The organism is Pseudomonas sp. MWU349 (assembly GCF_017947325.1).
Classification (GTDB): Bacteria; Pseudomonadota; Gammaproteobacteria; order Pseudomonadales; family Pseudomonadaceae; genus Aquipseudomonas; species Aquipseudomonas protegens.
In genome coordinates, this window is sequence record NZ_JAFEVP010000006.1 from 351,698 (window position 1) to 364,237 (window position 12,540).

At 61.4% G+C, this 12,540-nt stretch carries 13 protein-coding genes; 9 read left to right on the forward strand and 4 right to left on the reverse strand.

The window, feature by feature from the left end; genetic code table 11:
• Positions 1–95 precede the first annotated feature (95 nt).
• The 6 genes from KCG88_RS24850 (at position 96) to tal (ending at position 7,348) form a co-directional block, all read left to right on the forward strand.
• Positions 96–1,043 (forward strand): class I SAM-dependent methyltransferase, encoded by a 948-nt coding sequence (locus KCG88_RS24850; RefSeq protein ID WP_047336195.1) that lies wholly within the window; start codon positions 96–98, stop codon positions 1,041–1,043.
• A gap of 25 nt (positions 1,044–1,068) precedes the next feature.
• Positions 1,069–3,141, forward strand: a complete 2,073-nt coding sequence (locus tag KCG88_RS24855) for a glycosyltransferase (protein WP_210713337.1) — start codon at positions 1,069–1,071, stop codon at positions 3,139–3,141.
• Positions 3,138–4,241, forward strand: a complete 1,104-nt coding sequence (locus tag KCG88_RS24860; RefSeq protein ID WP_210713338.1) for a hypothetical protein — start codon at positions 3,138–3,140, stop codon at positions 4,239–4,241. Before KCG88_RS24855 ends, KCG88_RS24860 begins: the two co-directional genes overlap by 4 nt.
• A complete protein-coding gene (locus KCG88_RS24865; protein ID WP_047285011.1) occupies positions 4,225–5,124 on the forward strand; it encodes a glycosyltransferase family 2 protein in 900 nt (299 codons plus the stop codon). Before KCG88_RS24860 ends, KCG88_RS24865 begins: the two co-directional genes overlap by 17 nt.
• Before the next feature lie 118 nt (positions 5,125–5,242).
• Positions 5,243–6,244, forward strand: a complete 1,002-nt coding sequence (gene dusA, locus KCG88_RS24870) for a tRNA dihydrouridine(20/20a) synthase DusA (protein ID WP_210713339.1) — start codon at positions 5,243–5,245, stop codon at positions 6,242–6,244.
• Between the two features lie 177 nt (positions 6,245–6,421).
• On the forward strand, positions 6,422–7,348 hold the full coding sequence (gene tal / locus KCG88_RS24875) for a transaldolase (protein WP_011060293.1): 927 nt from the start codon (positions 6,422–6,424) through the stop codon (positions 7,346–7,348).
• A gap of 73 nt (positions 7,349–7,421) precedes the next feature.
• Here the strand turns inward: tal and rssC are convergent, their stop codons facing one another.
• Both rssC and rssB read right to left on the reverse strand, forming a co-directional pair.
• On the reverse strand, positions 7,422–7,904 hold the full coding sequence (rssC, locus tag KCG88_RS24880; protein ID WP_003218919.1) for an anti-sigma factor antagonist RssC: 483 nt from the start codon (positions 7,902–7,904) through the stop codon (positions 7,422–7,424).
• Positions 7,901–9,085: a two-component system response regulator RssB gene (rssB, locus tag KCG88_RS24885; protein ID WP_047285003.1), complete on the reverse strand. Its 1,185-nt coding sequence runs from the start codon at positions 9,083–9,085 to the stop codon at positions 7,901–7,903. Before rssB ends, rssC begins: the two co-directional genes overlap by 4 nt.
• Before the next feature lie 277 nt (positions 9,086–9,362).
• Between rssB and KCG88_RS24890 the strand changes: the two genes are divergently transcribed.
• A complete protein-coding gene (locus tag KCG88_RS24890; RefSeq protein WP_047285000.1) occupies positions 9,363–9,662 on the forward strand; it encodes a PilZ domain-containing protein in 300 nt (99 codons plus the stop codon).
• Positions 9,663–9,727: 65 nt separating this feature from the next.
• On the opposite strand, the gene KCG88_RS24895 is transcribed toward KCG88_RS24890, so the two are convergent.
• Positions 9,728–10,414 (reverse strand): VacJ family lipoprotein, encoded by a 687-nt coding sequence (locus KCG88_RS24895; RefSeq protein WP_047284998.1) that lies wholly within the window; start codon positions 10,412–10,414, stop codon positions 9,728–9,730.
• Between the two features lie 204 nt (positions 10,415–10,618).
• Here KCG88_RS24895 and KCG88_RS24900 point away from each other — a divergent pair, with 204 nt between their 5' ends.
• Together KCG88_RS24900 and KCG88_RS24905 are read left to right on the forward strand one after the other, a co-directional pair.
• Positions 10,619–11,239: a phosphatase gene (locus tag KCG88_RS24900; RefSeq protein ID WP_047284996.1), complete on the forward strand. Its 621-nt coding sequence runs from the start codon at positions 10,619–10,621 to the stop codon at positions 11,237–11,239.
• 122 nt (positions 11,240–11,361) lie between these two features.
• The gene (locus tag KCG88_RS24905; protein ID WP_011060288.1) at positions 11,362–11,625 is read left to right on the forward strand and encodes a DUF4404 family protein; all 264 of its coding nucleotides are present in this window, start codon (positions 11,362–11,364) and stop codon (positions 11,623–11,625) included.
• A 61-nt stretch (positions 11,626–11,686) separates the two neighbouring features.
• Here KCG88_RS24905 and queF read toward each other — a convergent pair whose 3' ends face one another.
• Entirely contained in the window at positions 11,687–12,517 is an 831-nt protein-coding gene (queF, locus tag KCG88_RS24910; RefSeq protein WP_047284993.1) for an NADPH-dependent 7-cyano-7-deazaguanine reductase QueF, read from the reverse strand.
• Positions 12,518–12,540: the final 23 nt, after the last annotated feature.

Consider the following 12,540-nt stretch of genomic DNA (forward strand, 5'->3'; position numbering starts at 1 on the left):
CCGATACACCCACAAGGAAGATGCCGAACGTGCTGAAAAAAATAATTCAACAGCTCAGTGCTCGGGCAGTCGCAGCCCCTGTTCTTCCAGACGACATGAGCGAGGAGCAGCGCAAGGCGCAGACCGCCGAGCACTGGTCACAGAACCAGGCCGGCTCGGATGCGTTTTCTGCGGATGTCTACTGGCTGGCAGTGCCTGCGGTGCAACAACGCCATCAGCAAAAGGCCACGGCCGGCAGCGGTCATGCTCACTGGGTACCCTATTGCCTGGACACCTTTCTGGCGGGCCGGTTACCGGTGCCGCGTATGCTGAGCATCGGCTGCGGCACCGGTACCCTGGAACGCGAGCTTTACAAACTCCAGGCCTTCGAAGACTGCGACGCCGTGGATATCGCCCCGGCGGCCCTGGACACCGCCCGGGCAGAAGCGGTGGCGCTGGGGGCCCGAACCCTGCACTACAGCCTTACCGACGTCGAGCGGGTGCAACTGCCCAGCGCTCATTACGACGCCATCTGGTTCAACGGTTCACTGCACCACATTCGCCAACTGGAAAAGGTCTGCGCCAATGTCCGCCAGGCCTTGAAGGCCGACGGCTGGCTGTTCTTCAACGAGTATGTCGGCGCCAATCACTTTGCCTTTGACCAGGCCCAGTGCGCAGCCATCAGCCATGCCTTCGCCCTGATTCCCCCGGCCATGCGCCGCTCTTTCGTCCAGGGTTCCTACGGCCAGGTACAGAACAACGTACCGCTCCCTGATCCACAAGAGGTGGTGAAGGTTGATCCGTCCGAGGCGGTGCGCTCCCAGGACATCCTCAAGGTGGTGGAACAGCACTTCCAGATCCAGGCCCTCAACACCTGCGGCGGTACCCTGCTGCAATTTCTGCTGCATGGCATCGCCGGCAACTTCAAGGCCGATGACCCCCAGGCGATGCGGGTGCTGCAGATGCTGTTCGACATCGAAGACGGGCTGATCGAGTCGGGCACCCTGAACAGCGATTTCGTGATCGTTGCCGCGACCCCGAAACAGTCGGAGTCCGTGCTTTGACTTGCTCTGTATCCGGAGCGCGGCAATGAGCACCACCCGGCTCCAGCAATGGCGTCGGGTCTATCACCGCCTGCCGCTGCCTTACCTGTTGAAAGCCTTGATACGGCGCCTGTATCACGGCGTGCTGGGACCTGGCTGGCGGGCCCTGCGTCGGCATCAGCGGGCCGCCAAGAGTTTCGTACCCGCTTGTAGCGTGCTACCGGCGGCCGACCCGCAATGGCCGGATTACGTGGTCTGGGGTGCCATTGACTGGGATTTTCGCCAGCAGCGTCCCCAGCACCTGGCCCGCGGCTTGAGCACCAGCGGACGCCGGGTGTTCTATGTCTCGGCCAGCCTGGAGGACGACGCTCGCGACGGTTTTACCTTGCGCCCGCTGGATGACCGAGGGCGGCTGTTCGAAGTGCGGCTGTTTGCACGCACAGCCCCGCTCCTCTACCACGCAGCCCCGCAAGAGGCCGTGGTCCAGCAGTTGCGTCGCAGCATCGGCGAGTTATTGAGCTGGGCCCATTCGAGCCAGGTGATCTCCCTGGTCCAGCACCCGTTCTGGGCCCCCGTGGCCGGGGCGCTGCCGGCCAGCCGCCTGGTCTATGACTGCATGGACGACCATCAGGGCTTCGGCAACAACGCCCCGGACCTGTTGCAATTGGAGCATGAGCTGCTGCGCGAGGCCGATATCACGCTGTTTGCCTCAGCGTGGCTGGAACGCCACTGGAATCGGCACTGCCCGCCTGCACGTACCGGACAACGCACCGTATTGCGCAATGCCGCCGACTTCACCTATTTTTCCAAGCCCCCGGCCCAGTGTTATCAGGACCCGCAAGGCCGTCCCGTGATCGGCTACTACGGCGCGCTCGCCCAGTGGTTCGATGTGGCTCTGGTGGCCGCCATCGCCGAAGCCTTCAGCCACTGCACGATCCTGCTGATAGGCGCAGATACCGGGCGGGTTGGTGCGCGCCTGCAGCGCCATGCCAACGTCAGGCTGACCGGTGAAATCCCCTATGCACAGCTGTCCGCCTACCTGCATGCCTTCGATGTCTGCATCCTGCCGTTTCGCATCGAGGCACTGACCCTGGCCACCAACCCGGTCAAGGTCTACGAATACCTGAGTGCCGGCAAGCCGGTGGTGGCGGTGGATCTGCCCGAGCTGCAGGAGTTCGGCCAGCAGGTATCCATTGCCAGGGATACCCCCTCCTTTATCGAAGCCATTGCCCTGGCGTTGCAGGAGCCTGTCTCCGACAGCCCCACCCGCCAGCGCCAGGCATTCGCCGCACAACAGACTTGGGAGCACCGGGTAGAACAGTTGAAGGCCCTGGTGGAAGGCGAGCAAACCGAGCCCCTGATCAGCGTGATAGTAGTGACCTACAACAACCTGGCATTGACCCGCGCCTGCCTGGCCAGCCTGGCCGCCGATGCTCTGGGCCGCAATCTGGAGATCATTGTCGTCGACAATGCCTCCACCGACGGCAGCGTCGAATTCCTTCGGCAGTGGGCCAGCGACAGCGCTCACTCGCTCATCCTCAACCCCGACAACCTGGGTTTCTCCGCAGCCAACAATCAGGGCCTGGCCCGGGCTCGGGGCGAGTTCCTGGTCTTGCTCAACAACGACACCGAGGTCACCACCGGCTGGGCGCAGACCCTGCGCCGCCACCTGCAACGCAACCCGGGGCTCGGCCTGATCGGGCCGGTAACCAACAACATCGGCAACGCGGCTAAGATCGAGATCAGCTACCGCAGCCTCGAGGAGATGCCTGGCCGCGCCCGCCAGTACACCTGGCGCCATGCCGGAGAGGTAGTGCCCTGCGCCACCCTCGGTTTCTTTGCGGTCATGATGCCCAGGTCGACCTATGAGCGCGTCGGGCCCCTGGATGAAGCCTTCGGCCTGGGCTTTTTCGAAGACGATGACTATTGCCGCCGGGTCGAGCAAGCAGGGCTGTCCTGCGCCTTCGCCGAAGACGTGTTCATTCATCACCATCTTTCTGCCTCGTTCAGCCAGATACCCGGCAGCCAGCGCCAACAACTGTTTGAGCGCAACAAGGCTCTGTACGAGGCGAAATGGGGCCGACCCTGGACTCCCCACACCGCCCGGGAGCCATCATGAGGCTGGTCTACCTGTCGCCGGTCAGCTGGCACAGCTTCGCGCAACGCCCCCATGAACTGGTGCGCCAGTTCCATGCGGCCACCCAAGCCCCCGTGCTGTGGATCGAACCCTATCCCACGCGCTTGCCGGTACTGGCCGACTTGTTTACCCGCGCGCCATACCAGGGCCCGACCGTCCCCGTACCGGATTGGCTGACCCTGGCCAGGCCCCGGGCCCTGCCCATAGAGCCGCTGCCCGGCTCGGGCTGGGTCAATCGTCTGTTCTGGCAGGAGCTCAAGCAACAGATCCGCCATTTTGCCCAGGCACCGACTCAGCTCGGCATCGGCAAACCTTCGAGGCTGGCCCTGCAACTGCTGCAGGAACCGATCTTCGCCGGCAGTTTCTATGACGTCATGGACAACGTACCGGCGTTCTATCGCGGCTGGTCGCGCCGTGCCATGCACCGGCGCCAGCACCAGACCGCCCGGGCCGTGGCCACCACCCTGGCCTCTTGCACGACTTTGCAGCGCTACTGGCAGCGGCAACAGGTCGATACCCGGCTGCTGCTCAATGGCTGCGCCAGCGAACGCCTGCCCGCCCTGCCCCTATCCCGGCGCGCAGCACATGGAACACGCCCGGTGTTCGGCTACATCGGCACCCTCGCCAAGTGGTTCGACTGGGAGTTCGTGCTTGCCCTGGCCGTAGCCTTTCCCGGGGCCGAGGTACGCCTGATCGGCCCCCAGCACGGACCTTCGCCCAGGGCACTGCCGGTCAATATCCGGTGCTTGCCGGCGCTGTCCCACGAGGCCGCGCTGCAAGCCATGGCCCAGTTCGATATCGGCCTGATCCCATTCAAGTGCAACGACATCACCCGCTACGTCGACCCGATCAAATACTACGAGTACCGGGCCCTGGGCTTGCCGGTGGTCAGCACCGCATTCGGCGAAATGGGCACCAGGCGTCATCTTCCGGGAGTGTTTCTCAGCGACAGCCTCGACGACATTTCCCGAGTCATCCACCAGGCGCTGACGTTTACCGAGCCCCTGGCCGAGACCCTGAAGTTCCGCGAAGCCAACTCTTGGGCAAAACGCTTCGAGGGGGCCCATGCCGCGTTCCTGTGATGTAGTGGTGGTCAACTACAACGCCGGCCTTCTGCTGGAGGACTGTGTGATCTCGGTGCTGGCCCAGGACATCAACCGGCTGGTGCTGGTGGACAATGCCTCCCATGACGGTAGCCTGGAGCAGGTTGCCACCCGGTTCGCTACCGATGAACGCCTGCTTATCCTGCGCAACCCAAGCAACACCGGCTTCGCCGCGGCCTGCAACCTAGGCGCCAGCCACTGCGAGCAGCCACACATCCTGTTCCTCAACCCCGACACCGTGTTGCAACCGGGAGCCCTGCAAGGAATGATCGACGCCCTGCGCCACACCCAGGATCTGGGCATGGCAGGTGGCCTGCTGTGCAATTTCGACGGTAGCGAACAGCCCGGTGGACGTCGGGTCTTCCCCACCCCACGGCGAGCCGTAGTACGCGCCCTCAACCTGTCGGGCCTGGCTCGGCTCTCGCCGCGACTGTTTTCCGACTTTCTTCTGCACCGCGAGCCGCTGCCCAGCCGTCCGACGCAGGTAGAAGCCATCTCCGGCGCCTGCATGCTGGTCAAGCGCGAAGCCCTGGACAGCGTCGGCGGCTGGGACGAAGGCTACTTCCTGCACTGCGAAGACCTGGACCTGTGCATGCGCTTTCGCCAGGAAGGCTGGAAAGTCTGCTTCGTGCCCCAGGCCAGGATATTTCACGCCTGGGGCGCCTGCAGCCGCACCCGCCCGGTGTTCGTCGAATGGCACAAGCACCGGGGCATGATCCGCTTCTATGGCAAGTTTTTTCGTAAGGACTATCCCCGGGTCCTCTCCTGGAGCATCTGTGCCGGTGTCTGGGTACGATTCGGGTTCATGGTGGGCTATCACTGGCTGGCGCAGGTGGGACGGATGCTCGGACAGCCTCGCTAGACCGGCAATGGCTCAGAGCACAGCGTCGGCGTAGCACTTCCTGATAAACTGCGCCAATTCGTCACCCCGACAACCGCCATGACCACAGGCGGTTGCCCCGCAAAGCGACAAACATCCCATGCCCTTTACCGCTCCAAGCCCTTCCCGTTCAGAACCTTCCCGGCGCGTCAGTGTGGCACCGATGATGGATTGGACGGACCGTCACTGCCGATTCTTCCTGCGCCTACTGTCCAAACACACCTTGCTCTACACCGAAATGGTCACCACGGGTGCGCTGCTCAATGGTGATCACGAGCGCTTCCTGCGCTACCACCCGTCCGAGCACCCTCTGGCGTTGCAGCTGGGGGGCAGCACGCCGGCGGATCTGGCGGCGTGCGCGCGCATGGCCCAGGAGCATGGCTACGATGAGGTCAACCTCAACGTCGGTTGCCCCAGCGACCGAGTGCAGAACAACATGATCGGTGCCTGCCTGATGGGCCATCCGGCGCTGGTGGCCGATTGCGTGAAAGCCATGCGCGATGCGGTGTCGATTCCCGTGACGGTCAAGCATCGGATCGGCATCAACGGGCGCGATAGTTATGCCGAGCTATGCGATTTCGTCGGCCAGGTCATGGAAGCCGGGTGCAGCAGCTTTACCGTGCACGCACGAATCGCCATTCTCGAAGGCCTCTCGCCCAAGGAGAACCGGGACATTCCCCCACTGCGCTACGAAGTGGCGGCGCAATTGAAGGCGGATTTTCCGCAGTTGGAAATCATCCTCAACGGTGGGATCAAGACCCTCGAGGCCTGTCATGAACATCTGCAGACTTTCGATGGGGTGATGCTGGGCCGTGAGGCCTATCACAACCCCTATCTGCTGGCCGAGGTAGACCAGCAGCTGTTTGGCAGCACTGAGCCGGTGATTTCCCGGGCCGAGGCGCTGGCCCGGTTGCGCCCCTATATTGCCGAGCACCTGGCTGCCGGTGGCGCCATGCACCACATCACGCGCCATGTCCTAGGGCTGGGCACGGGCTTCCCCGGTGCTCGCAAGTTCCGCCAGCTGTTGTCGGTGGATATCCACAAGACCCAGGATCCGCTGGCACTGCTGGATCAGGCCGGGCAGTTGCTGGAAGGACGTTAAGCGTCGGCCGGGTTGAACCTGGCCGGGCTTTTGGCATCGTATCTACTGGACGGTGCCCCAGCATTCAAACGACTGTTTTCAGGTCACGGACTTTGGGGCCGCAGTTAGCATTCCGCGCCCTTGAGCGTCTGACAGCGCTCGGGTAATGTCGTCAGACCCATAGGACAGAGCACGCTCATGACTTCCAAGCTGGAACAACTGAAGAAAATCACCACCGTAGTGGCCGATACCGGTGACTTCGACGCCATCGCCCGGGTCAAGCCGGTGGATGCCACCACCAACCCTTCGCTGCTGCTCAAGGCTGCGGCCATCCCGGGTTACGCCGATCTGCTGAATGCTTGCGTCAACGACTGCAAAGGCGATGTCGGCCTGGCCAGCGACCGTTTCGGCGTGGCTGTCGGCCAGGAGATTCTCAAGGTCATTCCGGGCCGTATTTCCACTGAGGTGGACGCCCGCCTGTCATTCGATACCGAAGCCATGCTCAAGCGCGCCCATCGGCTGATCGAGCTGTATGACAAGGCCGGCATCGGCCGTGATCGGGTGCTGATCAAGATCGCCTCTACTTGGGAAGGCATCCGCGCCGCCGAAAAGCTGGAGCGCGAAGGCATCCAGACCAACCTCACCCTGCTGTTTTCCTTCGCCCAGGCCGTAGCCTGCGCCGAAGCCGGGGTGTTTCTGATTTCGCCATTCGTAGGGCGGATCTACGACTGGTACAAGAAGGCTACCGGCAACGACTATCAGGGCGCTGACGATCCGGGCGTGCAGTCGGTTACCCGCATCTACAACTACTACAAGGCCAATGACTACAAGACCGTGGTCATGGGGGCAAGCTTCCGCAACCTCAACCAGATCGAGCAACTGGCCGGCTGCGATCGCCTGACCATCAGCCCGGATCTGATTGAGAAGCTTGCCGCCGACACCGGCAAGCTGGAACGCAAGCTGAGCCCGGGCAAGACCGGTGAAGCTCGCCAGAGCCTGAACGAAGCACAGTTCCGCTGGGCTTCCAACGAAGACGCCATGGCCACCGAAAAGCTGGCTGAAGGCATCCGCCAGTTCGCCCGCGACCAGGAAAAGCTCGAAGCCCTGCTGGCTGCCAAGCTCTGATCGCTTCGCGTCAACGCAAAAAGGGCGAACCCTCACAGGTTCGCCCTTTTTTGTGCGCTCGCGTTTCAGTCGATCAGTGACGCTCCAGGGCATTCACCAGATCGTGAAAGGCTTCACGGTTGGAGTCATTAAGGCCCATGAGGATCTTGTGCGCCTCCAGGACCTTGACCCGTACCACTTCTTCCGACTGGTCCTGGGACGGCAGGTCGGTCAGGCATTCCGGGCAAGGAATCGGGCGATCGACGATGTTGAACACCTGATCGAAGCCCATGGACTGCAACAGCCTGGTAATGTCTTCGTGGGTGGTGACGACGGTGGGCAACAGGCCGACTTTCTGCCGCGACAGGATCGAGAGCTTGGCCAGCAGGCCCAGGGTGGTGCTGTCGATGCTGCGGGTTTCTGTCAGATCGATCACGATCGCCGAAAAATTCAGCGCGGTGAAAATCCGCTCAATAGTCGCATCCAGCGCCGAACACAGGGTCAGGCGCACTTCACCGACGAACTTCAGGACAAAGGTGCCATCCTGCTCGGCGAACTGGATTCTACCGGTACTCATTGAAGATTCCTGCTCAACACTAACAGGGCGATATCATCCGGCATCTCCCCTAGCGTGGCCAATCCAAAAACTTGCCGCAAGCCATCCAGGCTGCCGCCCGCTGCCCTTACCCGTTCGGGCAAGGCTGCTTCTTTCTCTTTGAGTGTAGGCTCGGGCAAAAGGTCCAGGATGCCATCGGACATCAGCGTCAGGCTGAACACCGGTGGCAGCTCCAGAATGTGGTCTTCGTAGGTGGCCTCGTTGAACAGGCCCACCGGCAAACCACGCCCTTCCAGATAACGCACACTGTCGGGGGTGTACAACACCGGCAACGGCAAGTGCCCGCCAATGCTATAGGTCAACAAGCCAGTCTCCTCGTCGATGACTCCACCGACCATCGTGACGTGTTTGCCCAGCTTACAACTGATCAGGCCACGGTTGATATGGCCCAGCACTTCCGAAGGTTTGAACTCCGGCAAGGTGCCATTGCGCTTGGACTCGAACAGCAAACGGGTGGTCATGAACTTCAACAGCACGGTGACAAAGGCCGACGACGCACCATGACCGGAAACATCCGCCAGGTAGAACGCCACCCGGCGCTCGTCGACACGGAAATAGTCGACAAAATCACCCGACAGGTACAACGACGGGATGATCTGGTGGGCAAAGTTGAATTCGTCAATCGACCAGGGGCTGATCGGCAGCATGTTCATCTGCACCTGGCGACCGGCGTTCTGGTCTTCCTGGAGCAGATTGAGGCTGGCTTCGAGCTCGCGGTTGGCGGCTTCAAGCTTCTCTCTGTAACGCTGGTTTTCCAGCAACAGGCGAGCACGATCCAGGGCGCGGCGCACCGAGTGCTCGAGCACAGCCAGATCTTCCAGCGGCTTGATCAGGTAGTCCGCCGCGCCCAGGCGCAGGGCTTCAACCGCATCGTTCATGACGCCCGCACCCGAAACCACGATCACCGGGGTTTGCGGGGACAGTTCGGTCACTTGACGGATAAGCTCGAGACCGCCCATCTGCGGCATGCGCAGATCGCAGATCACCAGATCGGGGTTGTCGCGCTCGAATACCTGAAGACCCTGCTGGCCGTTAGCGGCCTGCAGTACGCTGAAGCCACTGTCTTCCAAATAGGCCGCGAGGCTCGCGCGCACTACTTCGTCGTCATCGATTATCAGCAGCGTGGCACTGGTTTTTTGCATGTGGGCAAACGGCGCCAGAATTAGGTTGGCGTAGGTGGCTCTGGCCTGGGGCCTGAGGCACGCTACTGGATTCGCTTTCTAGCCACTCTGCAAGCCAGGCCAGGACACTGAGCCCTGCACGCCCGACCATCAGAGGTGCCCTTCTAAGGCGCAGACGGTACTCCCATCCGCGGGGCGTTTCAAGCTCATGCCGATGGTCGCCTGACGTCTTTACACCGCAAATCACCGGGAGTTATAAAAACCGCTAAAACCGCAACTCAATCGCAGGATGGAACCCATGAACCAAAACCAGCGTGACTACAGCGAAAAGCGCGATTACATCCGCATGCGGGTGGATGCAGAGGTCAAGCTGATCCATCAGGGGCAAGTGATCGAAGCGGTCTGCATCGATCTTTCCAGCAGCGGCATGCAGGTTCAGGCACCCCGTTCGTTCCAGGTCGGCGATCAGTTGAGTGTACGTATCGACTCCGAGCACGCAGCCCTCAGGGGGCTGGAAGCAGAGACTGAAGTGGTATGGGTCAAGCCACAAGAAGGTGGCGGCCAGAAACTTGGACTTACAATCCTTAAAATGAAGTAGAGATTCCAACCCATGAAAAAGGCGGCCATCAGGCCGCCTTTTCAGTTTGTGCAGGACAGTCGAGCTTAGAAGTCGTCTTCGACCTTGCCGTCCTTGACCTTGAATTCGCGATTCTGCAGGTAGGCATTGCGAATGAAGGTGTATTTGTCACCGCGAATCAGCTTGTCCGCCGAGAGCAGGCTGGCACGGGTATCGACGATATCCACACCCATGGTGATGTTGCGCGCGGGGATGTCATTCATGTAGCGGTAGGGTTCGGTGTAGCTGTCGACATACTTGGCCGGCGCATCACGCAGGGTGCTTGGCCCCAGCAACGGCAGCATCACGTAGGGACCGCTGCCCACGCCCCAATGACCGAGGGTCTGGCCAAAGTCTTCGTCATTGCGCTGCAGGCCCATCTTGGTGCCGACATCAAAAAAGCCGGCCAGGCCCAGGGTGGTGTTCATCAACAGTCGCGCAGTGTCGACACCGGCAGCACCAGGTTTGGCCTGGAGAATGTCATTGGCGAGGTTGCCGACATCACCGATGTTGCGAAACATGTTGTGGATGCCATCTTCCAGAAACTGCGGAGTGACCGCCTGGTAGCCTTGCGCCAGAGGCTTCAGGGCATAAGTATCCAGCGTATCGTTGAAGATGAAGATGGGACGGTTGATGCTTTCCCATGGATCATCTTCGGCCGCCTGGGCAACCAGGGGAGCCAGCGTCACACCGGCACTCATACATAGTGGAACTAGATAACGGCTCCAGCGCATAGCAGGAAACTCCTTCGATTGTTCTCTCGTGGGGCTATGCCCTGAGGATAAGTTCAGGAGTATAAAGCGGATATGGCGGTTTAGGCAGTATCACCGCAAACCGACTTCAGTCAGGGTTCAGCCAACCCTGCTGCCATTCACCATACTGTCACCTGCATGTCATCTTCTGCCGCTAGCCTCCAAGGGTATTTCAAGGACGCTGACATGCCCCACGCCGACGCTTCAGTGCAACCCGCCCGCCCATTGACTGCCGTGCTCTTCGGCCTCAGTGGCTGCCTGGTGGATTTCGGCGCGCGGATGCGCCAGCAAGCCACGGACAAACCTGACCCGGAACAAGCACAAGCCACACCTGGTGCGCTGGAAACGCTGCGGCGCCTGCACCAGCAAGGCATCCCCTGCGCCTGGCTGGAGCAACTGCTACCCGCCAGCAGCCGCCAATTGGCTGCCGCCCTGCCGGACTGGATCAAGCCTGCGCCTCACTCCCCTGCCCCCTGGCCCGCCCCCGATGCCTGCTGGCAGGCGCTGATGGCGCTCAATGTCAAAGGCATCGATGGCTGTGTCCTGGTCAGCGGCGAGCCTCAACTGCTGCAGTCGGGCCTCAATGCCGGCCTCTGGACCATTGGCCTGGCCTCTTGCGGCTCCCTGTGCGGCATGACCCCCAGCGAATGGCAAGCCCTGAGCCAGCAGGAACGGGAATTCAAGCGTGGCAAGGCCACGGTGCAGCTCTTCGGCCTGGGGGTGCATTCAGTCATCGACCATCTGGGGGAGCTGAACACCTGCCTGGCAGACATCGAACTGCGCCGGCTCAAGGGTGAAAAACCCTGACATAAGCCTGTTGATCAGGATCATGCACAGCGCCTGGGAGTGGATTACTCTAAGCCGTGGGCATGGACCTTTGACTCGACAGCGCGGTCCATCCCTGTGCCTATCAATAAAGGGAGAACGCCATGCCTGCCCGCGAACTGCAAGAACAACTCGACACCCTGCGCGAGCAATTGGAACAGAACCCACCGCTTTCCGAAGCCGAGCGCAACAATCTGCAAGAACTGATGCAGCAGATCGAACTGCAACTCAAACTGGAGACCGGCACCCAGGACGCCAGCCTCGCCGACGGCGTCAACCTGGCTGTGGAACGCTTCGAACTGGAGCACCCGGCCATTGCCGGAACCCTGCGCAATATCGTCCAGACCCTGGGCAACATCGGCATCTGAGCAACGCCCGGTAGCCAACCCCACATAGCAAAAGCCCCGCTCTCGGAGCGGGGCTTTGCTTTTACTGGCGTACCAATCGGTGATTGGCGAAATCCGCGGTTTCGGTACTGCGGTAAGGGTTGATATCCAGCCCACCGCGGCGCACATAACGCGCATACACGGTGAGGCTCTCCGGCTTGAGCAAGCGTTGCAGGTCAAGAAAGATCCGCTCCACGCACTGCTCGTGAAAGTCCGAATGCTGACGGAAGCTCACCAGATAGGCCAGCAGGCTGGCGTGATCCAGAGCCGCGCCCCGGTATTGCACCACCACGCTGCCCCAGTCCGGCTGGCTGGTTACCGGGCAATTGGACTTGAGCAGATGACTGTGCACGCTCTCCTCCACCACGCGCGAGGCATCGCAGCGCAGCAGTTCGGGGCGTGGGTGCTCATAGCTGTCGACACTGATATCCAGATCATCGATGCATACCCCAGGCAACGCCACCACGCCTTCGGCCTCGACCTCTTGCAAGCTGCGGATCCGCACGCCTACCGGCTTGCCGGCAGCGGCCGACAGATCAGTGCGCAAGGTGGCCTCAAGGGTCGCCCGATCAACGAACGGCGTCTGGTTCAGCGAGTTGAGGTACAGCTTGAACGACTTGGATTCGATGATGTTCGGCGAATCGGCAGGAATGCTGAACTCACCGATAGCCACCACCGGCTTGCCCGACGGCAGCAGCCAGGACAACTCGAAGCAGTTCCAGTAGTCCACGCCCTTATAAGGAAGGGTATTGGCACTCAAGCCCAGCTCGGCCCATTTTGCCGCCCGGGGAATCGGGAACAGCAAGGACGGGGTGTAAGTGGAGATGTATTCACTGGACTTGCCCAGCGGCGAATGTTCGGCTGCGGGATGCATGGCGGAAACCTGACTGAAGAATC